24 protein-coding genes are annotated in these 22,743 nt (G+C 56.2%); 7 read left to right on the forward strand and 17 right to left on the reverse strand.

Annotated elements, in window-relative coordinates; translation table 11 throughout:
• Positions 1 to 39: 39 nt before the first annotated feature.
• On the reverse strand, positions 40 to 1,149 hold the full coding sequence (gene asd / locus MKZ79_RS19645) for an aspartate-semialdehyde dehydrogenase (RefSeq protein WP_336144301.1): 1,110 nt from the start codon (positions 1,147 to 1,149) through the stop codon (positions 40 to 42).
• 229 nt (positions 1,150 to 1,378) lie between these two features.
• Here asd and MKZ79_RS19650 point away from each other — a divergent pair, with 229 nt between their 5' ends.
• A complete protein-coding gene (locus MKZ79_RS19650) occupies positions 1,379 to 1,972 on the forward strand; it encodes a YhgN family NAAT transporter (RefSeq protein WP_336144302.1) in 594 nt (197 codons plus the stop codon).
• A gap of 32 nt (positions 1,973 to 2,004) precedes the next feature.
• Here the strand turns inward: MKZ79_RS19650 and gntU are convergent, their stop codons facing one another.
• The 3 genes from gntU to gntR form a co-directional block, all read right to left on the reverse strand.
• Positions 2,005 to 3,345 (reverse strand): gluconate transporter, encoded by a 1,341-nt coding sequence (gene gntU / locus MKZ79_RS19655; protein ID WP_336144303.1) that lies wholly within the window; start codon positions 3,343 to 3,345, stop codon positions 2,005 to 2,007.
• A 6-nt stretch (positions 3,346 to 3,351) separates the two neighbouring features.
• Positions 3,352 to 3,885 (reverse strand): gluconokinase, encoded by a 534-nt coding sequence (gene gntK / locus MKZ79_RS19660; RefSeq protein WP_336144304.1) that lies wholly within the window; start codon positions 3,883 to 3,885, stop codon positions 3,352 to 3,354.
• Positions 3,886 to 4,089: 204 nt separating this feature from the next.
• Positions 4,090 to 5,085, reverse strand: a complete 996-nt coding sequence (gene gntR, locus MKZ79_RS19665; protein ID WP_336144305.1) for a gluconate operon transcriptional repressor GntR — start codon at positions 5,083 to 5,085, stop codon at positions 4,090 to 4,092.
• Between the two features lie 334 nt (positions 5,086 to 5,419).
• Between gntR and MKZ79_RS19670 the strand changes: the two genes are divergently transcribed.
• Genes MKZ79_RS19670 through MKZ79_RS19680 form a run of 3 tightly spaced genes read left to right on the forward strand, consistent with a single transcriptional unit; the run spans position 5,420 to position 6,650 of the window.
• Positions 5,420 to 5,896, forward strand: a complete 477-nt coding sequence (locus tag MKZ79_RS19670) for a hypothetical protein (protein WP_336144306.1) — start codon at positions 5,420 to 5,422, stop codon at positions 5,894 to 5,896.
• Positions 5,896 to 6,324 (forward strand): hypothetical protein, encoded by a 429-nt coding sequence (locus MKZ79_RS19675; RefSeq protein ID WP_336144307.1) that lies wholly within the window; start codon positions 5,896 to 5,898, stop codon positions 6,322 to 6,324. Before MKZ79_RS19670 ends, MKZ79_RS19675 begins: the two co-directional genes overlap by 1 nt.
• The gene (locus tag MKZ79_RS19680) at positions 6,315 to 6,650 is read left to right on the forward strand and encodes a DUF805 domain-containing protein (RefSeq protein ID WP_336144308.1); all 336 of its coding nucleotides are present in this window, start codon (positions 6,315 to 6,317) and stop codon (positions 6,648 to 6,650) included. Before MKZ79_RS19675 ends, MKZ79_RS19680 begins: the two co-directional genes overlap by 10 nt.
• A gap of 89 nt (positions 6,651 to 6,739) precedes the next feature.
• Here MKZ79_RS19680 and MKZ79_RS19685 read toward each other — a convergent pair whose 3' ends face one another.
• Complete coding sequence (locus MKZ79_RS19685; protein WP_336144309.1) at positions 6,740 to 7,435, reverse strand: pirin family protein; 696 nt, start codon at positions 7,433 to 7,435, stop codon at positions 6,740 to 6,742.
• Positions 7,436 to 7,825: 390 nt separating this feature from the next.
• Between MKZ79_RS19685 and MKZ79_RS19690 the strand changes: the two genes are divergently transcribed.
• On the forward strand, positions 7,826 to 8,323 hold the full coding sequence (locus tag MKZ79_RS19690) for a GNAT family N-acetyltransferase (protein ID WP_336144310.1): 498 nt from the start codon (positions 7,826 to 7,828) through the stop codon (positions 8,321 to 8,323).
• Positions 8,324 to 8,391: 68 nt separating this feature from the next.
• Here MKZ79_RS19690 and MKZ79_RS19695 read toward each other — a convergent pair whose 3' ends face one another.
• On the reverse strand, positions 8,392 to 9,543 hold the full coding sequence (locus MKZ79_RS19695; protein ID WP_336144311.1) for a Fic family protein: 1,152 nt from the start codon (positions 9,541 to 9,543) through the stop codon (positions 8,392 to 8,394).
• Between the two features lie 139 nt (positions 9,544 to 9,682).
• Positions 9,683 to 11,419, reverse strand: coding sequence for a gamma-glutamyltransferase (gene ggt / locus MKZ79_RS19700; RefSeq protein WP_336144312.1), 1,737 nt, complete (start codon positions 11,417 to 11,419; stop codon positions 9,683 to 9,685).
• 157 nt (positions 11,420 to 11,576) lie between these two features.
• Here ggt and MKZ79_RS19705 point away from each other — a divergent pair, with 157 nt between their 5' ends.
• Entirely contained in the window at positions 11,577 to 11,867 is a 291-nt protein-coding gene (locus MKZ79_RS19705; RefSeq protein WP_336144313.1) for a DUF2756 domain-containing protein, read from the forward strand.
• 50 nt (positions 11,868 to 11,917) lie between these two features.
• On the opposite strand, the gene ugpQ is transcribed toward MKZ79_RS19705, so the two are convergent.
• The 10 genes from ugpQ to MKZ79_RS19755 form a co-directional block, all read right to left on the reverse strand.
• Positions 11,918 to 12,670, reverse strand: a complete 753-nt coding sequence (gene ugpQ, locus MKZ79_RS19710; protein WP_336144314.1) for a glycerophosphodiester phosphodiesterase — start codon at positions 12,668 to 12,670, stop codon at positions 11,918 to 11,920.
• Positions 12,667 to 13,734, reverse strand: a complete 1,068-nt coding sequence (locus MKZ79_RS19715) for a sn-glycerol-3-phosphate import ATP-binding protein UgpC (protein ID WP_336144315.1) — start codon at positions 13,732 to 13,734, stop codon at positions 12,667 to 12,669. The genes ugpQ and MKZ79_RS19715 overlap by 4 nt, the downstream gene beginning before the upstream one ends.
• Position 13,735: 1 nt before the next feature.
• Positions 13,736 to 14,584, reverse strand: a complete 849-nt coding sequence (ugpE, locus tag MKZ79_RS19720; RefSeq protein ID WP_336144316.1) for a sn-glycerol-3-phosphate ABC transporter permease UgpE — start codon at positions 14,582 to 14,584, stop codon at positions 13,736 to 13,738.
• Positions 14,581 to 15,468, reverse strand: coding sequence for a sn-glycerol-3-phosphate ABC transporter permease UgpA (gene ugpA, locus MKZ79_RS19725; protein ID WP_336144317.1), 888 nt, complete (start codon positions 15,466 to 15,468; stop codon positions 14,581 to 14,583). Before ugpA ends, ugpE begins: the two co-directional genes overlap by 4 nt.
• A gap of 62 nt (positions 15,469 to 15,530) precedes the next feature.
• Positions 15,531 to 16,850 (reverse strand): sn-glycerol-3-phosphate ABC transporter substrate-binding protein UgpB, encoded by a 1,320-nt coding sequence (gene ugpB, locus MKZ79_RS19730; RefSeq protein ID WP_336144318.1) that lies wholly within the window; start codon positions 16,848 to 16,850, stop codon positions 15,531 to 15,533.
• A gap of 164 nt (positions 16,851 to 17,014) precedes the next feature.
• Positions 17,015 to 17,722, reverse strand: coding sequence for a high-affinity branched-chain amino acid ABC transporter ATP-binding protein LivF (gene livF, locus MKZ79_RS19735; RefSeq protein ID WP_336144319.1), 708 nt, complete (start codon positions 17,720 to 17,722; stop codon positions 17,015 to 17,017).
• 1 nt (position 17,723) lies between these two features.
• Entirely contained in the window at positions 17,724 to 18,488 is a 765-nt protein-coding gene (gene livG, locus MKZ79_RS19740) for a high-affinity branched-chain amino acid ABC transporter ATP-binding protein LivG (RefSeq protein ID WP_336144320.1), read from the reverse strand.
• Positions 18,485 to 19,753, reverse strand: a complete 1,269-nt coding sequence (locus MKZ79_RS19745; RefSeq protein WP_336144321.1) for a high-affinity branched-chain amino acid ABC transporter permease LivM — start codon at positions 19,751 to 19,753, stop codon at positions 18,485 to 18,487. The genes livG and MKZ79_RS19745 overlap by 4 nt, the downstream gene beginning before the upstream one ends.
• A complete protein-coding gene (livH, locus tag MKZ79_RS19750) occupies positions 19,750 to 20,676 on the reverse strand; it encodes a high-affinity branched-chain amino acid ABC transporter permease LivH (protein ID WP_336144322.1) in 927 nt (308 codons plus the stop codon). The genes MKZ79_RS19745 and livH overlap by 4 nt, the downstream gene beginning before the upstream one ends.
• A gap of 180 nt (positions 20,677 to 20,856) precedes the next feature.
• The gene (locus MKZ79_RS19755) at positions 20,857 to 21,969 is read right to left on the reverse strand and encodes a branched-chain amino acid ABC transporter substrate-binding protein (protein ID WP_336144323.1); all 1,113 of its coding nucleotides are present in this window, start codon (positions 21,967 to 21,969) and stop codon (positions 20,857 to 20,859) included.
• A gap of 371 nt (positions 21,970 to 22,340) precedes the next feature.
• Between MKZ79_RS19755 and panM the strand changes: the two genes are divergently transcribed.
• A complete protein-coding gene (gene panM / locus MKZ79_RS19760; RefSeq protein WP_336144324.1) occupies positions 22,341 to 22,736 on the forward strand; it encodes an aspartate 1-decarboxylase autocleavage activator PanM in 396 nt (131 codons plus the stop codon).
• The last annotated feature ends 7 nt before the right edge of the window (positions 22,737 to 22,743 follow it).

Raw genomic sequence — 22,743 nt, forward strand, 5'->3', positions numbered from 1 at the left:
AAGAGACGTCCTGCCGCTATCGGCAGGACGCGAGGAGAGTTAGTCCACCAGCAGACGCAGCATACGGCGCAGCGGTTCGGCGGCGCCCCACAGCAGCTGATCGCCAACGGTGAAGGCGGAGAGATATTCCGGCCCCATATTGAGCTTGCGCAGGCGGCCTACCGGCGTTTTCAGCGTGCCGGTCACTGCGGCAGGCGTCAGCTCGCGCATGGTCAGCTCACGGTCGTTAGGCACCACGGTGGCCCATTCGTTATGCGCGGCCAGCAGCTGTTCGATCTCCGCCAGCGGCACATCTTTTTTCAGCTTCAGCGTGAACGCCTGGCTATGGCAGCGCAGCGCGCCAACGCGTACGCACAGGCCGTCGACCGGAATGATGCCTGCCGGCTGCAGGATCTTGTTGGTTTCCGCCTGGCCTTTCCACTCTTCGCGGCTCTGACCGTTTTCCAGCTGCTTGTCGATCCAGGGGATCAGGCTGCCCGCCAGCGGTACGCCGAAGTTGTCGGTCGGCAGCACGCCGCTGCGGCCCATCTCCGTCACCTTACGCTCGATATCCAGGATTGCGGACGCCGGATCCTGCAGCTCTTTCGCTACGCCGTCGTGCAGCATTCCCATCTGCGTCAACAGCTCGCGCATATGACGCGCGCCGCCGCCGGAAGCGGCCTGATAGGTGGCGACGGAGGCCCACTCCACCAGATCCTGCGCGAACAGGCCGCCCAGCGCCATCAGCATCAGGCTGACGGTGCAGTTGCCGCCCGCGAAGGTTTTGATGCCTTTATCCAGCCCCTGGCGGATAACGTGATGGTTGACCGGATCCAGAATAATCAGCGCGTCATCCTGCATACGCAGCGTAGAGGCCGCGTCGATCCAGTAACCCTGCCAGCCTGCGGCGCGCAGTTTTGGATAGATCTCGGTGGTGTAGTCGCCGCCCTGACAGGTGATAATGATATCCAGCGCCTTCAGCGCCTCCAGGTCATACGCGTTCTGCAGCAGACCCGGAGACTGGCCGCCAAACTGCGGCGCGGCCTGGCCGTGCTGTGAAGTAGAGAAAAACACCGGGCGAATAACGTCAAAGTCGCGCTCTTCGGTCATCCGCTGCATCAGCACGGAACCGACCATGCCGCGCCACCCAATTAAGCCTACTGATTTCATATTGCACCTGTTTCAGGCGAGTTCGCCTGCCAGCGCGCCACGCTGAAGCAAAGCAAACTGTCTGCGACAAAAACGCCTGACCTGTTAGAGTAAGTGATAAGAAAGAAATATGGCTAACACCTTACAAAATGCAGCAAAAGTGGCAAGTGAATTAATTCGATTAGCGTCGCTTTTTTAGCAGAACTGCTTATAACGGACAGCGAAGCGCGGTGAAACAGAGGGAAAACCCATGACAGAGATGATTTCGGTCACCATATTATTGCTGCTTATTATGGACCCGTTGGGCAATTTGCCGATTTTTATGTCGGTTTTGAAGCATCTGGAGCCGAAACGTCGTCGAACGGTGCTTATCCGCGAAATGCTGATCGCGCTGGCGATTATGCTGCTGTTTCTGTTCGCCGGTGAAAAAATTCTCGCCTTTCTGAACCTGCGTACGGAAACCGTCTCGATTTCCGGCGGCGTAATCCTGTTTTTAATCGCCATTAAGATGATTTTTCCGTCGCATGAAAGCAGCAGCAGCGGACTGCCCGCAGGCGAAGAGCCTTTTCTGGTGCCGCTGGCGATCCCGCTGGTGGCCGGGCCTTCGCTGCTGGCAACGCTGATGCTGCTGTCGCATCAGTATCCCAATAATATCGGCTATCTGGCGGGCGCGCTGCTGATCGCCTGGGGCGCAACGGTGACCATCCTGCTTTTTTCCGGGCTGTTTTTACGGCTGCTGGGCGAGAAAGGCGTCAATGCGCTGGAAAGGCTGATGGGGTTGATTCTGATCATGCTGGCGACGCAGATGTTTTTGGACGGGATACGGGCTTATCTGAAGTTTTGAAAAAAGGGCAGCCTGCGCTGCCCTTTTACCTGTCAGGAGAGCAGCTCAAAGGCGATCATGCCGACAATCGCGCCGGTGGTGCCGAGGATAGTTTCCATCAGCGTCCAGGTTTTCAGCGTCTGGCCTTCGGTGGCGCCGGTAAACCGGCCGAACAGCCAGAAGCCTGCGTCGTTGACGTGGCTGAAAATAATCGAACCGCCAGCGATGCAGATAGATAATGCCGCCATCTGCGCGCCGGAATAGTGCAGCGGCTCGATCACCGGCATAATCAGGCCGACCGCCGTCAGGCAGGCTACCGTGGCGGAACCCTGAATGATACGTACCGCGCCCGCCAGGATAAAGCACGCCAAAGCGACCGGCAGACCCGCGCCGGTTAACGCATGGCCCAGCGCCGGGCCAACGCCGGAATCCACCAGCACCTGTTTAAACACGCCGCCCGCGCCAATCACCAGCAGGATAATGCCCGCAGGCTGCAACGCGCTGCCGCAAATCTGCATCACTCGCTCTTTTTCCATGCCCTGCCGATACGCCAGACCATAAATCGCCAGCAGACAGGCAAGCAGAATGGCGATAAACGGATGGCCGATAAACTCCAGCCACTCGTAAAGCGAAGTGCCTTCGGTAGCGAAGCGCGCGCCAATGGTTTTCAGGCCGACCAGCACCAGCGGAAACAGGATCAGCGACAGGCTGAAGCCGAACGACGGCAGCTTATGCTCTTCGAACTCAGGATGGCTGGTTTCGGTCGGCAGCGTAAACTGCACGTGACGGCTGATAAAGTTGCCGAACAGCGGCCCGGCAATCAGCATACTGGGGATGGCGGCGCAAACGCCCAGTAAAATCATCCAGCCGAAGTCGACGTGCATCTGCGAAGCCAGCAGCATCGGCGCCGGGCCAGGCAGCAGAAACGCGGCGGCGGCGGCCACGCCAGCGAACAGCGGGATCACCAGTTTGACCAGGTTGTCGCCGGTACGGCGCGCCACGGCGAAGGCAATGCTGATCAGCAGCACTACCGCGACCTCGAAGAAAAGCGGCAGCGCACAGATCAGGCCAGCGATGCCCATCGCGTAGTGCGCGCGGCTTTCGCCGAAGGTTTTCAGCATTTTGATGGCGATTTGGTCGACCGCGCCGGTTTCATGCAGGATTTTGCCAAACATCGCGCCCAGCGCCACCACCACGGCCAGGAAACCCAGCGTGCCGCCCATGCCTTTCTGCATGGTGGCGGCGATATCGTCCAGCGGCATCCCGGAGAAAATACCCGCGCCGACGGAAACCAGCATCAGCGCCAGAAAGGCGTGCATACGCGCTTTCATCACGAGGAACAGCAGCAGCAGGACAGAGCCTGCCGCGGTTAATACCAGTGTTGCAGTTGCCATGACACCCTACTTGTTAATCGCACCTTCGATGGTGGCGATAGTGGCAGCCACAACTTCATCCAGCGTCTGGTTAATATCCACGACCAGCACGTCGCGCTCGTCGCTGCCCGGCTCCTGCAGCGTTTCAAACTGCGTCACCAGCATCTGCGGCTTGAAGAAGTGTCCTTTGCGCGCGCGCAGACGGGATTCGATGGTGTCGAAATCGCCCTTCAGATAGATAAAGGAGAGGTTGTCATTGCCTTCGCGCAGGATGTCGCGATAGCTCTGCTTCAGCGAAGAGCAGACGATCAGCGAAACCTGGTTGGTACGCTGCATAGCGAAAGCGGCGTCGTTGATCGCTTTCAGCCAAGGCTGACGATCTTCGTCGTTCAGCGGATGGCCGTCCGCCATTTTTTGTATATTGCTGCGAGGGTGCAGGAAGTCGCCATCCAGGAAGGCCGCTTTCAGGTGGTAAGCTACGGCGTTGGCAACGGCGGATTTGCCGCTGCCGGAAACGCCCATCAGCACAAACACATGATTGGACGCAGGTAATTTGTTCATTGTTTTACTCCGGCGAAGATGTCAGGGGCCAGCCCATAGCGTTAGCGTTATGTTGTTATCGGTAACATTGTCTGGACGCCTGTGAAGTATGGCAACAGCTGGGCGGGAAAAAGCTGGTAAATGTGAGATGCTTCAAAAAAATGGCAGATTCAGAGTCTTTGCGGCACAAAGGGTCAAAGAGCCGGGGCAATCGGCTCTATGTCTTCAGATACTGCCGCCTTCGGAGATGGTAAAGCCGACGTCAATCTGCTGCGTGCCCGTCTGTTCGCCACGGATGCGCGCCAGCAGCAGCGAGGCGGAAACCTGCCCCATTTTTTCACGTGGCGTCAGCACTGTCGCCAGCTCCGGCGTCACCACCTGGGTGATATCGTGACCGTGAAAACCGGCGATAGCCATATCTTCCGGCACGCGAAGCCCCTGGCGCTGGCATTCAAACATCGCGCCGACCGCCAGGTCATCGTTAGTACAGAATAAACTGTCCGTATCGGGATAGCGTCTTTGCGCCTCCAGCAGCAGCGTACCGCCCATCGAGAACGACGAAGCCTCTTCCATCATCACGCTGCGCGGCTCCAGGTTAGCTTCGCGCATCGCCTGTTCATAGCCCTGATGCTTCAACAAGGTACGCTCATCCAGCCGCGCGCCGAGGTAAACGGTGCGGCGATGCCCTTTGCGCAGAATAGCGTGCGTCATCTGTCGCGCCGCCTCAACGTTATCAAAACCGACCGCCAGATCCAGGCACGGCGAGACGCAATCCATCATTTCCAGTACCGGAATGCCCGCCGTTTCTATCATGCGCAGGCTCGCTGGCGTATGGGTACGCTCGGTCAGGATCAGGCCGTCAATGTTCCAGCCCAGCAGCGAACGCATCTGCAGCTCTTCTTTCTCTGCGCTGTAGCCAAAGTGGCCGAGCATGGTCTGATAGCCCGCCGCATCGGTCACGGCTTCGATACCGCGCAGCACATCGGCGAACACCTGGTTGGTAAGCGAAGGCAGCAGCACGCCGATCGCACGGCTGGTGGCATTGGACAAAATATCGGGCGCGCGATTGGGGATATAGCCCAGCTCGTCCAGCGCGGCGGCGATGCGACTCTGCAGCGCCACGGAAACCTGATCGGGATTGCGCAGATAGCGGCTGACGGTCATTTTGGTGATGCCCACACGATCGGCAACGTCCTGTAACACCGGTCTTTTTTTCTTCATGATTTTCAGTGAGTCAGGGGAAGAGAAGCTGAGTGTAACAAAAAAGTCAGAAAAGCGGTGAAGGTTGCAGCCTGACCTTCCCAGACTCCTGCGTAACCGGTAAAGCGTCAATGCTGTTCATTGGGTTGTTTCATAACCAGCCAGGCTTCAGGCCGCTTTCCTCCCATCCTTCCCGGTGTTATTGATAATAAAAACAATGTTAATATAATATGTCAAAACATCAGGTGAGCTTATGGCCGATAATATTGCGAACTAGAAGGGAACGGGAATTTTTATTATTGTGGAACGCCTGTACAGCAGAGGCGCACCAAACTGGCATGGTATCGGAGCATCAATGATGCTGTTGCACAGAATGGTTTATCAACTTTATCAGCAGCAGGATATTTTTCTTGAAGGACAAAAAATAACCCCGTCAATGGTAACTTTATGGCAGCGCGTAAAAATTCTTTTCGGTGCCGATCTGGTTCAAAGGAACTCAGCCACAAACAGCACTCGTTTTTCTCTTGATTATGCCGGTTCACGCTTCATGGCTACGCCTCTTGCCAGCATAGATTCTAAAAAGATCCCTGATTTTCTGAGCCGTGAATATACATTACCTGGACAAAATATACTGGCATTAGGTAATGATCCTTTCCCTAACGTGACTATTTATGGCCGTTCTGATGCAAAATTTGTCATGGCGGATGGCGTTAAAGGCGACCCAACGGCAGCCGCAAAATATGACATTAAAACCAAACAACTGGTGATGATCGATCCAGGCCAGGAGTTGCCCCGGCTGATGCAGCGCTTAAAAAAGCGGGGGGGAAAGTAATGAGACGCGTCGGTATAACCTTTGTTTTTAGCCTGCTTTTTTTACTGGCCGGCTATTTTTCCTGGCATAAAGTTACGCAATTCTATTTGGGCGATGCAATGGGAAATATAACTAACATGCGGATGTATCTTATTGCTCCGCTGCTTTGCGCCGTTTTGTGGCTAATGATTTTCCTGATAGCCAAAAAAATATTCAACCAGATTACTCTTTTACCTGTGGGAAAAGAGAGTGGTTTCTGCCTGTCTTTTTTGGCGGGCAATCTCGCTTTTTTATTTTTAATAAGCAAGCTGGCATATTTTATGCGAAGCGATGAGTTAAAATCGGTGCAGTTAGACACTATCAACATTCTGCCGCTGGCCCTTATTTATCTGGCTTCCGCCTTGCTATCAGTAACATTATTTGCAATTTTAAGAAGGAAATGCAGGTGATCTGTCTGCTGCGAATTATTAAAGATTCCCTGTTAAGGAGCTTTAACTACGAAGGGCGGGAAACGCGTGGACGTTATCTGGTTTTCCTCTCTTTTCAGCTGCTGTGGTTTTGTAGCTATCTGAACTGGTTTACCGGTGCAGAACATGAAATTAGCTTTACGGCGCTGTTTCTTTTTCTGCTGCCGACTTTTTCCTGCGCCGTCAGAAGAATTAATGACGCCGGTTACTCGCGCGGCGTTATCGCGCTACTGGTTATTGCGCCTTATTTGCTACTGCCCTTTTTGCTCTTTCCGGCTTCGGTAAACCTTTCAGATGAGCGAAGCTAAACAACCTGGCCGTGTCATCCTGTCAGATGAAGAATAACGTGCGCAAAAAGGGCGCGATAAATCGCGCCCTGGTCACTTTTACAAGTCGATTAAACCGGCGGCAGATCGAACAGCAGGATTTCAGCGTCGCTGGCGGCCTCGAGGCTCAGCGTGGTTTCGTCCCAGATAGCGAAAGCGTCGCTGGTGGTCGCTTTTTCGCCGTTAACCGTGACATCGCCTTTCACCACCTGAATCCAGATACGACGGTTCGGCTCAACCTGTACGCTATCCTGCTCGCCCTGCCGCAGCACCCAGCGTGAGAGCGTCATATCCTGATAAACCTTCAGCGAACCTTCGCGCGCGTCCGGCGTCAGGATCAGCTGGCGGCCCTGCACATCGTCAAAACGGCGCTGATCGTAGCGCGGCGTGATGCCGGTTGTTTCCGGGATAATCCAGATCTGGTACAGATGCAGCGGCACTTCTTTGCTGGCGTTGTATTCAGAATGACGAACGCCGGTTCCGGCGCTCATAATCTGGAACTCGCCTGCCGGGATCTGCTCTTTATTGCCCATGCTGTCCTGATGCTCCACCGTGCCGGAGAGCACATAGGTCAGGATTTCCATATCTTTATGCGGATGGGTACCGAAACCCTGGCCGGCGTCGATCACATCTTCGTTAATCACCCGCAGCGCCGAGAAGCCCATAAAATTGGCATCATAGTAGTTGGCGAAAGAAAAGGTATGCCAGCTATCCAGCCAGCCGTGGTTAGCGTGGCCGCGATCTTGTGCTTTGCGTAAGTAAATCATATTCAATTCTCCTCAACGTTTTCACACAGTCTGCACCTGAGCCTTGCGGGAAGATAGCGGAGAAAATTGTCTCCTCTGTTCAAAATATTCGATTAAACCGCTGGCGTCTATTCAGGCCATTTGCGTAAGGCTTCGATAATTGACAGAAGAAGGATAAAAGCGTCGTATTACAGGCAAAAAAAAGCCAGCACCCGGGCTGGCTAAGTCATACTGGAAGCAATGTGAGCAATGTCGTGCCTTCCCGACCGGTCCGTGAAGTCCGTATCGAAAACGCATCGCAATAATAATCATTATCATTCGCACTTGTAAAGTTTTTACCGCAATTTTTTCACTTGCTTTTACGCACGAATCCCATGAATTTAGAAAGGAAATCACCTAAAGGAGCTGAAAATGAGCGAGATTGCGATAAGACACGCTGCCGTTGATGACGCCGCCGCGCTATACCGAATCCTTAGCCAGCCGGAAACTTATGCCGATACGTTGCAGATCCCTCATCCGTCGCTTCAGCTCACTCAGGAACGCCTGCGGAACAATAAACCCGGCGCGCAGCGGCTGGTGGCCTGCATTGATGAACAGGTCGTCGGCGATCTCTATCTGGAAGTGAATGACCGCGCGCGGCGGCGTCATACGGCGACTTTCGGCCTCTGCGTCGATTCTCATTTTCGTGGCCGCGGCGTGGCGTCGGCTTTAATGCGCGAGATGGTTGGCCTGTGCGATAACTGGCTGAATGTCGAAAGAATAGAGCTGACGGTTTTTGCCGACAACGAGACAGCCGTCAGGCTCTATCAGCGTTTTGGTTTTGAAACCGAAGGCCGCGCGAGGCGCTTCGCTATGCGCAACGGCAAGCTGGTGGACGCGTTGTATATGGCACGGTTAAGGGCTGCGTAAACCAAAAATCTATCCCGTTGGTATTCTTAATAGCAGGTTAAAACGTGCTGTTAAGGTACCTTCAAGACTTACTCTTCACGTAAGAGATCTACATAAGCTTTGTAGACAAAGCTTTTCCCTCGTTGTTTGCCCGTTGTTTCAATCAGGATGCCAGCTTGCAGCAAAGTTTTAATCGCAGCATTTGCCGTAGGAAAGGTTACGCCAAGTTCAGACTGCGCACGTTCAACCGTTAGCTTTGGCATAACGGGCAACAGTTCAAAAAGCCGGAGCGTTTGCAGCGTACTGGAACTCATAGTAAGGACTTTTTTTCTGTCAGCCGCAATCAATGAAGCAATTTGAATAATACTTTGTTGCGCCTTCTCTGCAGCAATCTCCACGCCTTCCAGGAAAAAAAGTATCCATGATTCCCAATCGCCATTGCTGCGAAGTTCAGAAAGGCAGCGATAGTATTCCGTCTGATGGGCTTTAAGATAACCTGACATATACAACAAAGGCTGAGGCAAGAGTTTCCACTCTTCAAGCAGCATAGCTATCAGTAATCGTCCAATACGACCATTGCCGTCCAGAAAAGGATGAATGGTTTCAAATTGCGCGTGTACCAGCGCAATTCGCACAAGCGGAGGTAGTGTCGCTTGTTTGCTATGAATAAACAGCTCTAAATCACTAAGCAGATCGGGGACTATTTCAGGCGGTGGCGGGACAAATACCGCATTGCCTGGCCGGGTTCCTCCAATCCAGTTTTGGCTGGTACGGACAGAACCGGGACTTTTCGCCGCTCCACGTACCCCAGCCAGCAAAATTTCATGGGCTTGCGTAAGCAATCTTATCGACACAGGTAATCCTGTAGGAGAAAGGATTTGTTCGCGCGCAAATTTGAACGCTTTTAGATAGTTGGTAACCTCTTCGACGTCATCGCTATTTGTCACGGAAATACCGGCTTCATCGTCGAATACATCAATTAGCGTGGCCTGAGTTCCTTCCAGCTGCGAAGTAAGCAGCGCTTCTTTGCGTATGGCGCTGTAAATTAACCATTCACCTGATGTCACCAGACCTGACATGCCCGATAGCCTGGCTATCGCCAATTCCGCTCTACGGCTAAGATCCGTCCAGCACTCTGCCTGAATTTCCGGAGAATGTGGGGGCAAGGCTTCAGGCACGAATGCTCGTACGCTTTCATCATGACTTTTTGTCACTACATATCGACCTGCGACTCTTTTCATTAAAAGCTCCTTTAATTGCTCCCTTTCTTATTAAACGACTCTTTAATAAAACAGCCTATAATTAAATACCGTTTTAATAGCTATGCCCAGGCTGATCTGCAATCCGGATCAAAGCGACTTCCCTGTCGCCCTTTCACTCTTAATAACCTGCCGTCAGATCGTCAACGGTGCGCGGATCGGAAGCGCCATACAGCGAGCCATCCGGGCCAATCATAATGCTCTGCGTGCTGCCCATTGCCGGCAATACCTTCACCTGCTGGCCTTTCGCTTCCAGCAGTTTCAGCGTATCGGGGCTGAAGCCTTTTTCCACCCGCAGCTGATCCGGCAGCCACTGATGATGAAAGCGCGGCGCGCTGGTTGCTTCTGCAATGTTCATCCCAAAATCGATGCTATTTACCACCATTTGCAGCACGGTGGTGATAATACGACTGCCGCCAGGGCTGCCCGTCACCAGCCAGGTTTTGCCGTCTTTGGCGACGATGGTCGGCGACATGGAGGAGAGCGGCCTTTTGTATGGCTGCACCGCGTTGGCTTCGCCGCCAACCAGACCATAGATATTTGGCGTGCCCGGTTTGGCGGAGAAATCGTCCATCTCGTTATTCAGCAGAATACCGCTGTTGCCCGCTACGATGCCGCTGCCAAAATTGGTGTTCAGCGTATAGGTGACGGCCACCGCGTTGCCCTGCTTATCCACCACGGAGAAATGGGTGGTCTGGTTGCTTTCATAAGGCGCGAGCTTGCCGGGTTTAATGTCTGCAGAAGGCCGCGCTTTGTTGATATCTATCTGCTGCGCCAGCGATTTTGCATAGGCTTTGCTGGTCAGCGCCTGCCACGGCACTTTCACGAAATCGGGGTCGCCCAGGTATTCCGAGCGGTCGGCATAGGCGCGCTTTTCCGCTTCCGCCATCACCTGCATTGCGTCGGCACTGCCGAAGCCCATTTTCGCCAGGTCGAAGTTCTCCAGAATATTGAGGATTTGTACGATATGGATGCCGCCGGAAGATGGCGGCGGCATGGAAAAGACTTCATAGCCGCGATAGGTGCCGCCGATCGGCTTGCGCTCTACGGCTTTATAGTTCGCCAGATCCGCTTTGCCGATCAGGCCGCCGTTGGCCGCCATCTCCGCCGCGATTTCATCAGCTATTTTACCTTTATAAAAGGCGTCCGGCCCAAGCGTCGCGATCAGTTTCAGGCTGCGGGCCAGGTTGTGCTGCACCAGCTTCTCGCCGCGAGCGTAAGGCTCGCCGTCCGCTTTATAAAAAATCGCCTTGCTGTTGGCATGATCAAACAGCACTTCTTTGCCGTAGACTTTAAGATCGTCCGCCAGCGCCTCGTTTACCACTATGCCTTTTTCCGCCATGTTAATCGCGGGCGCGATCAGCTGAGAGAGCGGCAAAGTGCCATACTCTTTATTGGCCAGCGCAAAACCGGCGACGGTGCCGGGCACGCCGGTAGCAAGATGGGAAGTCAGCGATTTTTTGCTGTCGGCATTGCCCTGGGCATCCAGGAACATATCGCGGCTGGCTTTAATCGGCGCCATCTCGCGGAAATCGATAGCGGTAGTATGACCGGACGCGGTGCGAATTAGCATAAAACCGCCGCCGCCGAGGTTTCCGGCCTGCGGATGGGTGACCGCCAGCGCAAAGCCGACGGCGACGGCCGCGTCCACCGCGTTGCCGCCGCGCTTCAGCACGTCGACGCCAGCCTGGGTTGCCAGCGCGTCCACGGAGGCCACCATACCGTGCTGCTCTTTAACCGGATGAAAAGTATCTGCCTCAACGCCGTAGGAAACCGGCGGCGCGGCTGGCGCAGCCCACGCGCCCTGCCAGAGACATAATCCCGCTATCAGCGATACTGCCAACTGCTTTCTGCCCATAGACACCTCTTATTAGTATTATTTACGTTTGTTTACCGTCTCTAACTATGCACAAAATAAGCAATAAGGCGAGAGTTCACGCAAATTCAGAACGCTTCCCGGGCCAGAAAAGCGAGGCTGGCATACACTTATGCCACAGCAACATGGAGGATAATAAATGAAATGGTTACTCGTTTGCGCCGCGCTGCTGCCGTTAAGCGGCATGGCTAATATGTTAAATAACAATCAACCTAACCAGCCGGGCTATAACCCCAGCTCGCAGCGGATGCAGACGCAGATGCAAACGCAGCAGCAGCAACAGCAGCGCAAGCTGCAGCAGGATCAGCAGCAGCAGAGCCAGCAGCTGCAGCGTAAAATTCAGGAGCAGCGCAACAGCGCCTCCCAGCGCGTGTTGCAGTCGCAGCCAGGCAATACCACGCCGCCGCCGGTGCAGCAGAATACTCAGTAAGGCGTTTTCAGCATCGCTTCTCCTGAACAGGGGAAGCGATACCTGAAGCTTTAGCGCCGCTCGGCGAAATCCGCCGTCAGCAGATCGATACGATCCGTGCAGATAGCGTCAACGCCCCAGCTCAGCAGCTCCCTCGCTTTTTCCGGCTGGTTGACCGTATAAACCAGGATGCGTAGCCCCGACGCTTTTAACGCCGCCACTCTTTCCCGATCCAGCACCTTATAGTTGAAATGCACCGACACGCAGTCCAGCCGCTGCGTCAACGCAAGCCAGTCGTCGTGCCATTCATGCAGCAGCAGCCCGCGTGGCAGCTCAGGCGCGGCCTGCATCGCGGCTTCCAGCGCGACATAAGAAAACGAGGAGAGCAGCGGCGCGGTCTGGTTTCGCCACAGTTCGCGGGCCGCCAGCGCGACCACGCGTCCGGTATCCGCTTCCAGCCCGATAGTGGGTTTGATCTCGATATTCGCCATCATGCCGTAAGAGGCGCAGCGCTGCGCCACCTGCGAAAGCAGGGGCAGCCGCTCGCCGGTGAAATCCTTGCCGAACCAGCCGCCCGCGTCCAGCTGGATAAGCTTTTCCCAGGGAAGCTGGCCGGCAATGCCCCAGCCGTTGCTGGTTCTGTCCAGCGTATCGTCGTGTAGCAGGAAAATTTCATCGTCCAGCGACAGCTTGACGTCGAATTCAATCATTTTATGGCCCAGTCGCGCGCCGGTATCGATACCGGCCAACGTGTTTTCCGGGGCCAGCTTGCCGCCGCCGCGATGGGCGACGATGGGCGGGTAAGGCCAGGCTTTAGCAGTCATTCGAGCCGTTGTCCGTTGTGGGTGTCAAAGAAGTGTAGCGACTCCGCCGGCAGATGCAGCCACAGCAGGCTGCCGATAGCCGGACGCTCGACGTGCGGCAGGCGCACCACCATATTGCGGCCGCCCCATTTGCCGTGCGCCAGGTTATCCGCGCCCAGCATCTCCAGCGTTTCCACCGTCAGCGCCAGCCCGCTTTGCCGGTCGGCCAGCTTAATATGCTCCGGGCGGATCCCCAGCGTCAACTGACGGCCAGCCCACTGCGGTTTGGGCTGCGGCAGAGGAATGGCGCTTTCTCCCAGCGACAGTCGCGTGCCATCCTGGCTGATTTCGCCTTCCAGCAGATTCATCGCGGGCGCGCCGATAAAGCTGGCGACAAAGCGCGTAGCCGGACGCTCGTAGATTTCCACCGGCGTGCCAAGCTGCTCCAGCACGCCTTTATTCATTACCATCACCCGCTGCGCCAGCGTCATCGCCTCCACCTGATCGTGCGTGACGTACAGGCTGGTGGTTTGCAGACGGCGGTGCAGCTGCTGTAGCTCAAGCCGCATCTGTACCCGCAGCCGCGCGTCCAGGTTTGACAGCGGCTCGTCAAACAGAAACACCGCGGGTTCACGCACGATGGCGCGGCCCATCGCCACGCGCTGGCGCTGCCCGCCGGAAAGCTCGCGCGGCCGACGATGCAGCAGCGTTTCCAGCTCCAGGCTTTTCGCCGTTTCCAGCACACGCTGACGAATATGCTCCTTGCCCATGCCACGGATTTTCAGGCCGTAAGCCATGTTCTGCTCAACGCTCATATGCGGATAGAGCGCGTAGTTCTGGAAAACCATCGCGATGCCGCGATCCTTCGGCTCCAGATCCGTAACCCGTTCACTGTCGATGTAGATATCACCGCTGCTGATCTGCTCCAGCCCGGCAACCATCCGCAGCAGCGTGGATTTGCCACAGCCGGAAGGGCCAACCATCACCATAAACTCGCCGTCGCGGATATCGACGTCGAGCGGCTGAATAATCTGGTTTTTGCCGTCATAGGTTTTGGTGACGGCCTGAAATTTTACGCCTGCCATGCTATTTCTCGCTCTCTACCAGCCCGCGAACAAAAGCGCGCTGCATAACTAAAACAATGACTACCGGCGGGATCATCGTCAGCAGCATTGCCGCCATCACCAGGTTCCACTGCGTAGTGGTGCCGTCGCCGCTGCCGATCATGCTACGAATGCCCGCGACGGCGGTGCCCAGATCGATCTCGTTGATAATCAGCAGCGGCCAGAGATACTGGTTCCAGCCGTAGATAAAAGTGATAACGAATAGCGCGGCCAGATTGGTTTTCGACAGCGGCAGCACGATATCCCAAAAGAAGCGCATCGGCCCGGCGCCGTCGATGCGCGCCGCTTCGATCAGCTCGTCAGGGAGCGTCATAAAGAACTGACGGAACAGAAAGGTGGCGGTCGCCGAAGCCATCAGTGGCAGCGTCAGGCCGCTGTAGCTATCCAGCATATGCAGGTTTGAAATCACCTCCACGGTCGGGAAAATACGCACTTCGACCGGCAGCATCAACGTCAGGAATATCATCCAGAAAAACAGGCCGCGCAGCGGGAAGCGGAACCAGACCAGCGCAAAGGCGGAAAGGATGGAAACCGAAATCTTGCCCACGGTGATCGCCAGCGCCATAAAGGTGCTGTTAAACAGCATTCTGCCGAAAGGTGCGCTGTTCTGGCCTACGCCGTGCTGCCAAATGGTGCTGACGTTATGCCACAGCGAACCGCCGGGGATCAGCGGCATCGGCACCTGAAACACTTCGCTGTCGTTGAGCGTGGCGGCCACGAAAGCGACGTAGAGCGGAAACAGTACGGTCAGCGCGCCCAGAGCCAGCATAATATGGCTGAAGAGGCTCAGCCCGCGTCGGTTCTCAATCATTGGTAGCGTACCTTTTTCTCGACGAAGCGGAACTGGATTACCGTCAGCGCTATCACCAACACCATCAGCACCACGGACTGCGCGGAAGAGGAAGAGAGATCCAGACCGGCAAAGCCTTCGCGGTAGATTTTATAGATCAGCGTGGTGGTGGACTGTACCGGCCCGCCGCCCGTCGCCGCATCGATGACCGGGAAAGTATCGAAAAAGGCGTAAACCAGATTCACCACCACCAGAAAGAAGCCGACCGGCGTAATTAGCGGCAGCGAAATCTGGAAGAAGCGGCGTACCGGGCCAGCGCCGTCGATGGCGGCGGCTTCGATCAGCGATTTCGGGATCGACTGCAGCGCGGCGAAGAAGAACAGAAAGTTGTAGCTCATCTGCTGCCAGACGGAAGCCAGCACCACCAGCGTCATCGCCTGAGCGCTGTTTTGCGCATGGTTCCAGCTATAGCCCATCTGCCCCAGAAAATGGGTGATCAATCCCTGACCCGGACTAAACAGGAACATCCACAGTACCGCCGCCACTGCGGGCGCCACCGCGTAAGGCAGCAGGAACAGCGTCTGGTAAAACCGCTTCAGGCGCAGCACATAATCGGTCAGCGCGGCGAAAAACAGCGATACCACCAGGCCGATAACCGTGACCAGACCGCTGAAGATCAGCGTGGTTTTAAAAGACTCCAGGTAATACTCATCGTCCAGCAGCTGGCTGAAATTTTCCATGCCAACGAAAGTGCTGGAGATGCCGAAAGGATCGACGCGCTGTACCGAATACCATAAGGCTTCGCCAGCGGGCCAGAGAAAGAAGATCAGCGTAATCAGCAGCTGCGGCAGCATCAGTAAACAGGGCAGCCAGCGCGAACGAAAAACGGGGCGAGAAGCGGACATATAAGGACTCAAAGCGTGGGGTGATCCTTGCGCCGCCGTGAGCCACACGGCGGCGCGACTGACTACGGCTTAACGCTCTGCTCGAAACGTCTCAGCAAAACATTGCCGCGGGTTACCGCGTTATCCAGCGCGGCCTGCGGCGTTTTCTTGCCGGTCCAGACGCCTTCCAGCTCTTCATCCACTATGGTGCGGATCTGCGGCATATTGCCCAGGCGCATCCCTTTGGTGAACGGCAACGGCGGCTTGTTCAGCATCTGGCGCGTGGCGATATCGGCGCCGGGATTTTTCTCGTAAAAGCCCTGTTGGCGAGTCAGCTCGTAGGCGGCGGTGGTGATCGGCAGGTAGCCCGTTTTCTGATGCCATTCGGCGGCGATTTCCGGCTGCGCCAGGAACTGCATAAACTCCGCTACGCCTTTGTAAGTCGCGGCGTCTTTGCCTTTCATCACCCACAGGCTGGCGCCGCCGATAATGGCGTTTTGCGGCGCGTTCGGCACGCTGTCGTCATAAGGCATCATGCCGACGCCGTAATTGAATTTGGCATAGTGACGAATATCGGCCAGCGAGCCGGAAGAGGCGGTCGTGATGCCGCAGTCGCCGTTATAGAACTTGGCGGTGGATTCGTCCTTGCGGCCGAAATAGGTGAAGTCGCCCTTCTTGTTCATCTCCTGCAGCAGCTGAATATGACGCACCTGAACCGGCTTGTTGAATTCCAGCTCCGCGTCGGTGCCGTCGAAGCCGTTATTTTTGGTGGCGACCGGCAGCCCATGCCAGGCGCTGAAGTTTTCAATCTGGATCCAGCCCTGCCAGCCGCTGGCGTAGCCGCAGCTCATGCCGGCTTTGCGCAGCGCTTCAGCGTCTTTCGCCAGCTCCTGCCAGGTTTTCGGCGGCTCATCCGGGTTCAGCCCCGCTTTTTTAAAGGCATCTTTATTGTAGTAGAGCACCGGCGTGGAGCTGTTGAACGGCTGTGAGATCAGATGGCCGGTTTTCGAATCGCTGTAGTAACCGGCAACCGTCGGCACAAACTGCTTTTCATCGATGGTGATGCCGGCGTTTTTAAAGACGTCATATACCGGCACGATCGCTTTTGACGCCATCATCGTGGCGGTGCCCACTTCATAAACCTGAAGAATGGCAGGCGCTCTGCCGGAGCGGACGGCGGCGATACCGGCAGCCAGGCTTTGCTCATAGTTGCCTTTATAGGTCGGCACTATTTTGTAATCGGGATGCGATTCGTTAAAGCGCTGCGCCAGTGAATTGACCTCTACGCCCAGCTCGCCTTCCATAGAGTGCCAGAAAGGAATATCGGTGGCGGCCAGCGCCTGTCCGCTGAGAGTCAGTCCCAGCGCAATGGAAAGTGTGGTACGGCGGAAGAACAATGACATATCGGTTTCCTGTGCCCGGTGAATACGCGCGTCCCAGAACGCATCGGCAGGTAACATGACATGCAAAAATGACGGAGAGATAACGGTCAGATGACAGCGAGATGACGGAAGGATGACTAATAAGCCCGGCTGAACGATATCAGACCGGGCCTGAGAAAAAGCGTTTAGCCGCCCAGATAGGCGCTGCGTACCGCTTCGTTAGCCAGCAGGGCTTCGCCGGTATCGCTCAGTACCACATGGCCGTTTTCCAGCACGTAGCCGCGATCGGCCAGCTTCAGCGCCTGGTTGGCGTTCTGCTCCACCAGGAAGATAGTCATCCCTTCCTGACGCAGCTGTTCGATAGTGTCGAAGATCTGCTGAATAATGATTGGCGCCAGGCCCAGCGACGGCTCGTCCAGCAGCAGCAGGCGCGGCTGGCTCATCAGCGCGCGCCCGATCGCCAGCATTTGCTGCTCGCCGCCGGACATAGTGCCCGCACGCTGCACGCGTCGCTCATAAAGGCGCGGGAACAGCTCGTAGACGCGCTTGATCCGGGTCTGATACTGCTGACGATCGGCAAAAAAGCCGCCCATCGCCAGGTTTTCATCTACCGTCATGCGGGAAAAAACGCGTCGTCCTTCCGGCACGATAGCAATCGCCTCACGCATAATGCGTGCGGTTTGCCAGTCGGTGATCTCCTTGCCGTCAAACAGCACCTTTCCCTGAGTCGCGCGCGGCTCGCCGCACAGCGTCCCCAGAATAGTGGTTTTCCCGGCGCCATTAGCGCCGATCAGCGTGACGATTTCGCCCTGCTCGATATGCAGGCTGACGTTATGTAGCGCCTGAATTTTACCGTAGTGCGCGCTGACGTTTTCCAGAGAGAGCATCGGCATCTTAAGCTTCTCCCAGATAAGCGCGGATCACGTCCGGGTTATTGCGGATCTCTTCCGGCGTGCCGTTGGCCAACGGCGTACCCTGGTTGACCACGTAGATGCGGTCAGAAATGCCCATTACCAGTTTCATATCGTGTTCAATCAACAGTACCGATACCTTATGTTCGTTGCGCAGCTCGGCGATCAGTTCGTCCAGCTCCAGCGTCTCTTTCGGGTTCAGGCCAGCCGCCGGCTCGTCCAGCATGAGGATCTCCGGACGGGTGACCATACAGCGGGCGATCTCCAGACGGCGCTGCTGACCATAGGCCAGATTGCCCGCCTGACGATTGGCGAGCGCCAGCAGACCTACGCGATCCAGCCAGCTGGCCGCTCTGTCCAGCGCTTCGCTTTCCGCTTTGCGGAAGCCCGGCGTTTTCAGCAGTCCGGCGAATACGCCGCTCTTCAGGTGCTGATGCTGAGCGACCAGCAGGTTCTCAATCACCGTCATCTCGCGAAACAGGCGCACATGCTGAAAGGTGCGCACAACGCCCATCCGCGCGATTTCCTGTCCCGCCAGGCCCGCCAGCTGGCGATCGCCCAGCATGATGCTGCCGCCCGTAGGCCGATAAAAACCGGTCAGGCAGTTGAACACCGTGGTTTTGCCGGCGCCGTTGGGGCCGATCAGCGAAACGATCTCCTGAGGCCGCAGCTCCAGCTCGACGTTGTTGACCGCGAGCAGGCCGCCAAAGCGCATCATCAGGCCGTTTACGGCTAATAAAGGCTTCATGGCTGCTCTCCTTTTTCCACGCTTTTTAACTTCAGGTGCGGGCGCTGCATCGGCAGCAGACCCTGCGGCCGCCAGATCATCATCAGTACCATCAGGCCGCCCAGCACCAGCATGCTGTATTCATTCAGATCGCGCATCAGCTCGCGCGACACCACCAGCAGTATGGCGGCGAGGATCACCGCGAACTGCGAGCCCATTCCGCCCAGCACCACAATGGCCAGCACAAAAGCCGATTCGGCGAAGGTAAAGGATTCCGGGCTGACGAAGCCCTGGCGCGCGGCGAACAGGCTGCCGGCGAAACCGGCGAAGGCAGCGCTGATAGTAAAAGCGGTCAGCTTGATGCGCGTCGGACTAAGGCCCAGCGAACGGCAGGCGATTTCATCTTCCCGCAGCGCTTCCCAGGCGCGGCCCAGCGGCATTCTCAGCAGCCGGTTGATCACAAACAGCGTCAGTACCACCAGCAGCAGCGCCACCATATAGAGGAAAATGATGCGGTCGCTGGGATCGTATTTCAGGTTAAAGAAATGATGGAAAGTGTCCCAGCCGCCGTCACGCACGCTGCGGTTGAACTCCAGGCCGAAAAAGGAGGGTTTCGGGATCTGGCTGATACCGTTTGGGCCGCCGGTGATCTCCGTGTTATTCAGCAGCAGGATACGTACGATTTCGCCAAAGCCCAGCGTGACGATCGCCAGGTAGTCGCCGCGCAGGCGCAGCACCGGAAAGCCCAGCAGCAGGCCAAACAGCGCCGCCACGATACCCGCCAGCGGCAGACACTCCCAGAAGCCCAGGCCGAAGTAGTGGTTCAGCAGCGCGAAGGTATAGGCGCCGATGGCGTAGAAGCCGCCGTAGCCCAGCACCAGCAGGCCGGAAAGCCCAACCACTACGTTCAGTCCCAGGCCCAGCATCACATAAATCAGGGTCAGCGTGGCGATATCCACCGTGCCGCGGGAAACCAGGAATGGCCAGGCGACCGCGGCGATAATCAGCAGCAGCATAAAGAGCTTCTGCTTTGGCGTGGAGCCGTCGATACCCGGCAGCACCAGCGCCGGGCCGGAAATTTTCTTCAGGCCGCGCTGGAAAAGAGGCCGCAGCAGCTGGAAGAAAAACACTACGGCGCAGCCGATGGCGATCCAGTTCCAGCGCACGCTGCCTGCGTTATTCACCACCAGATGCGTACCGTCCAGCGTCAGGCGCATTCCCATAAAGAACGCGGCCAGCACCAACAGCATCAGGGCGGAAGTAAAGGCGTTAAAGAGGTTCTTCATACCTTTTCCACCTCCGGACGGCCCAGGATGCCGGTTGGCATCACCAGCAGCACCACAATCAGTAGTGCAAAAGAAACCACGTCTTTGTACTCGGTGCTCAAATAGGCCGAAGTCAGCGCCTCGGCGATACCCAGAATCAGGCCGCCCAGCATCGCGCCGGGAATGCTGCCGATGCCGCCCAGCACGGCGGCGGTAAACGCCTTCATGCCGGCCATAAAGCCGATATAGGGGTTAATCACGCCGTAAAACTGCCCCAGCAGCACGCCCGCCACCGCCGCCATTGCCGCGCCGATAACAAAGGTCAGCGAGATCACGCGGTCGGTGTTGATGCCCAGCAGGCTGGCCATTTTCAGGTCTTCGGCACAGGCACGGCAGGCGCGGCCCATACGGGAGTAGCGGATAAACAGCGTCAGCGCGAGCATGGCGACAAAGGTTACTGACCAGATCACTATCTGCATGGTGGAGATAGTGGCGGCGAAACCGTTGCTGACGCCCAGCGTCCACTGACCGCTAATCAGGCCCGGCAGCGCCAGATCGCGCGAGCCCTGCGTCAGGCTGACATAGTTTTGTAAAAAGATGGACATACCGATGGCGGAAATAAGCGCGATCAGACGCTTGGAGGAGCGTACGGGCTTATAGGCCACGCGCTCAATGCTCCAGCCATAGGCGCTGGCGATCACGATGGCAGCGAGAAAACCGGCGCCAATCAGCAGCCAGCCAGCGTCGATGCCCATCATCATTAGCGCGGCGATCACGATAAAAGAGACGTAGCTGCCGATCATATAAACCTCGCCGTGGGCGAAGTTGATCATGCCGATAATGCCGTACACCATGGTGTAGCCAATGGCGATCAGCGCATAGGTGCTGCCCAACGTCACGCCGTTGAACATTTGCTGCAGAAAATAGAGAAACTGCTCGGACATAGAAATACCTTACTGCTATCCGCCCTGGCGGAAAGAGAGTTGCTTTATCAACACGGGCGGAAAGCATTCCGTTATCGAAGCGCGCCCCGATATTTCCACCCCATCAGATCCTGGCGAGTGTTGCTACGGACAGCCCGTGAAGAATGGCGCGACGGGCGTCAGCGACGCCCGCTATTGTTATTATTTAACCGCGGTGGAAGAGCCGTCGGCATGCCAGGTAAAGATGCCGAACTCGAAGCCTTTCAGATCGCCTTTGGCGTCCCAGCTCAGATCGCCCATTACCGTTGGCACCGGCGCGCCCTCTTTCAGGTTTTTAGCAATTTCTTCCGGCTCGGCGCTCTTGCTGCGCTCCATACCGGTAGTCAGAGCCTGCAAGGCCGCGTAGGTTGTCCAGACGAAAGGCCCGGTTGGATCGAGCTTCTTCGCCTTCAGCGCGTCGACGATCGGCTGGTTGGCCGGCACCTGGTCGTAGCGTTTAGGCAGCGTAACCAGCATACCTTCCGAAGCCGCGCCGGCGATATTGGAAAGCGAAGCGTTACCTACGCCTTCCGGCCCCATAAAGCGAGTCTGCAGGCCCGCCGCGCGGGACTGGCGTAGAATCTGCCCCATTTCCGGGTAGTAGCCGCCGAAATAGACGAAATCGACGTTCTCTTTTTTCAGGCGCGCCACCAGCGTGGAGAAATCTTTGTCGCCTGCGGTGACGCCTTCAAACATCACCACGTTGCCGCCCGATTTTTTCAGGCTCGCCTGTACGGAGCGCGCCAGTCCTTCGCCATACTGCTGCTTGTCGTGGATAACGGCGATACGCTGCGGTTTGATCTGCTCAAGAATATATTTCGCCGCCGTTGGCCCCTGATCGGAATCCAGACCGGTAGTGCGCATAATCATCTTGTAGCCGCGGGTAGTCAGATCGGCGTTGGTCGCCGCTGGCGTAATCATCAGCACGCCTTCGTCTTCATAAATATCGGAAGCGGGCTGAGTGGAAGAGGAGCAGAGATGCCCGATAACGTAACGAATGCCGTCGTTGATCACCTTGTTAGCGACCGCGACCGCCTGTTTTGGATCGCAGGCGTCGTCATACTGCACGCCGACCAGCTTGTTGCCATTGACGCCGCCTTTGGCGTTGATATCGGCAATCGCCTGTTTCGCGCCGGTAAACTGCATATCGCCATACTGCGCCACGGGGCCGGACATAGCGCCAACGATAGCCACTTTAATCTCTTCCGCCATCGCGGCGTGGCTCAGCGCCATTGCCATACAACCTGCTAAAAACGCGCTACCTTTCATTTTCATCCCGACTACCCCATCAGTTATGTTTGCTGCTCTCGTCAATAATCGTCATGAGAATAACGGCTTAGCGAATGAGAGCGTTGTTTTAGTAATAAGGCTTTAAATTTCAGGTTATTAAACAGGAATTTTATTCTGTAAATCAACTGAAGAAATGGGCTATTGCCGCTTACTTCAGCATAAATGACTGGTACAAATGCGTGTTGTTTCACCACTTTGCCAGCTGGTTATTCTGCGTTCAGCAGGATGGCTCAGCGTTTATCATTAACTTTAATCGCCAGACTGACAGATTGCTTTGTTTTTATACAAAAAAAGTTCTGCGTTGCTCTGTGCCTGTTTTCGCTACAATCTGCCTTTCACACCTTCGGGGTAATTTGATGAAACTGACTATTCTCAGGCTGCAGCGGTTAACCGCTCAGGATCGTCTGGATCTAAGCAAAATCTGGCCGGAAAACGACGCAGATACGCTGGAGAGCGGGCTGAACGAGTGCAGCCAGCTCTACGCGGCGAAGTTTAACGATCGCCTGCTGGCCGCGGTAAAAGTGACGCTAAAAGGCACGCAGGGCGAGCTGACGGATTTCCTGGTACGGGAAGTCACCCGAAGGCGCGGCGTCGGCAGCTATCTGCTGGAGGAAGTGCTGGCGCACAATCCGGCCATTACGCAGTGGTGGATGGCGGATACGGGTGATGGGGATCGGGAAGGCATTGCGGCTTTTATGCAGCGGCACGGATTTGTCGCTCAGCCAAACGGCTGGGTATATCAGCGACAGTGAATCGGAC

Source organism: Erwinia sp. CGal63 (genome assembly GCF_037026505.1).
In the GTDB taxonomy this organism is placed as follows: Bacteria; Pseudomonadota; Gammaproteobacteria; order Enterobacterales; family Enterobacteriaceae; genus Erwinia.

Coding starts and splice junctions, on each gene's coding strand:
- asd (WP_336144301.1), bottom strand. CDS start 1,149: ATGAAATCAGTAGGCTTAATTGGGTGGCGCGGCATGGTCGGTTCCGTG.
- MKZ79_RS19650 (WP_336144302.1), top strand. CDS start 1,379: ATGACAGAGATGATTTCGGTCACCATATTATTGCTGCTTATTATGGAC.
- gntU (WP_336144303.1), bottom strand. CDS start 3,345: ATGGCAACTGCAACACTGGTATTAACCGCGGCAGGCTCTGTCCTGCTG.
- gntK (WP_336144304.1), bottom strand. CDS start 3,885: ATGAACAAATTACCTGCGTCCAATCATGTGTTTGTGCTGATGGGCGTT.
- gntR (WP_336144305.1), bottom strand. CDS start 5,085: ATGAAGAAAAAAAGACCGGTGTTACAGGACGTTGCCGATCGTGTGGGC.
- MKZ79_RS19670 (WP_336144306.1), top strand. CDS start 5,420: ATGATGCTGTTGCACAGAATGGTTTATCAACTTTATCAGCAGCAGGAT.
- MKZ79_RS19675 (WP_336144307.1), top strand. CDS start 5,896: ATGAGACGCGTCGGTATAACCTTTGTTTTTAGCCTGCTTTTTTTACTG.
- MKZ79_RS19680 (WP_336144308.1), top strand. CDS start 6,315: ATGCAGGTGATCTGTCTGCTGCGAATTATTAAAGATTCCCTGTTAAGG.
- MKZ79_RS19685 (WP_336144309.1), bottom strand. CDS start 7,435: ATGATTTACTTACGCAAAGCACAAGATCGCGGCCACGCTAACCACGGC.
- MKZ79_RS19690 (WP_336144310.1), top strand. CDS start 7,826: ATGAGCGAGATTGCGATAAGACACGCTGCCGTTGATGACGCCGCCGCG.
- MKZ79_RS19695 (WP_336144311.1), bottom strand. CDS start 9,543: ATGAAAAGAGTCGCAGGTCGATATGTAGTGACAAAAAGTCATGATGAA.
- ggt (WP_336144312.1), bottom strand. CDS start 11,419: ATGGGCAGAAAGCAGTTGGCAGTATCGCTGATAGCGGGATTATGTCTC.
- MKZ79_RS19705 (WP_336144313.1), top strand. CDS start 11,577: ATGAAATGGTTACTCGTTTGCGCCGCGCTGCTGCCGTTAAGCGGCATG.
- ugpQ (WP_336144314.1), bottom strand. CDS start 12,670: ATGACTGCTAAAGCCTGGCCTTACCCGCCCATCGTCGCCCATCGCGGC.
- MKZ79_RS19715 (WP_336144315.1), bottom strand. CDS start 13,734: ATGGCAGGCGTAAAATTTCAGGCCGTCACCAAAACCTATGACGGCAAA.
- ugpE (WP_336144316.1), bottom strand. CDS start 14,584: ATGATTGAGAACCGACGCGGGCTGAGCCTCTTCAGCCATATTATGCTG.
- ugpA (WP_336144317.1), bottom strand. CDS start 15,468: ATGTCCGCTTCTCGCCCCGTTTTTCGTTCGCGCTGGCTGCCCTGTTTA.
- ugpB (WP_336144318.1), bottom strand. CDS start 16,850: ATGTCATTGTTCTTCCGCCGTACCACACTTTCCATTGCGCTGGGACTG.
- livF (WP_336144319.1), bottom strand. CDS start 17,722: ATGCCGATGCTCTCTCTGGAAAACGTCAGCGCGCACTACGGTAAAATT.
- livG (WP_336144320.1), bottom strand. CDS start 18,488: ATGAAGCCTTTATTAGCCGTAAACGGCCTGATGATGCGCTTTGGCGGC.
- MKZ79_RS19745 (WP_336144321.1), bottom strand. CDS start 19,753: ATGAAGAACCTCTTTAACGCCTTTACTTCCGCCCTGATGCTGTTGGTG.
- livH (WP_336144322.1), bottom strand. CDS start 20,676: ATGTCCGAGCAGTTTCTCTATTTTCTGCAGCAAATGTTCAACGGCGTG.
- MKZ79_RS19755 (WP_336144323.1), bottom strand. CDS start 21,969: ATGAAAATGAAAGGTAGCGCGTTTTTAGCAGGTTGTATGGCAATGGCG.
- panM (WP_336144324.1), top strand. CDS start 22,341: ATGAAACTGACTATTCTCAGGCTGCAGCGGTTAACCGCTCAGGATCGT.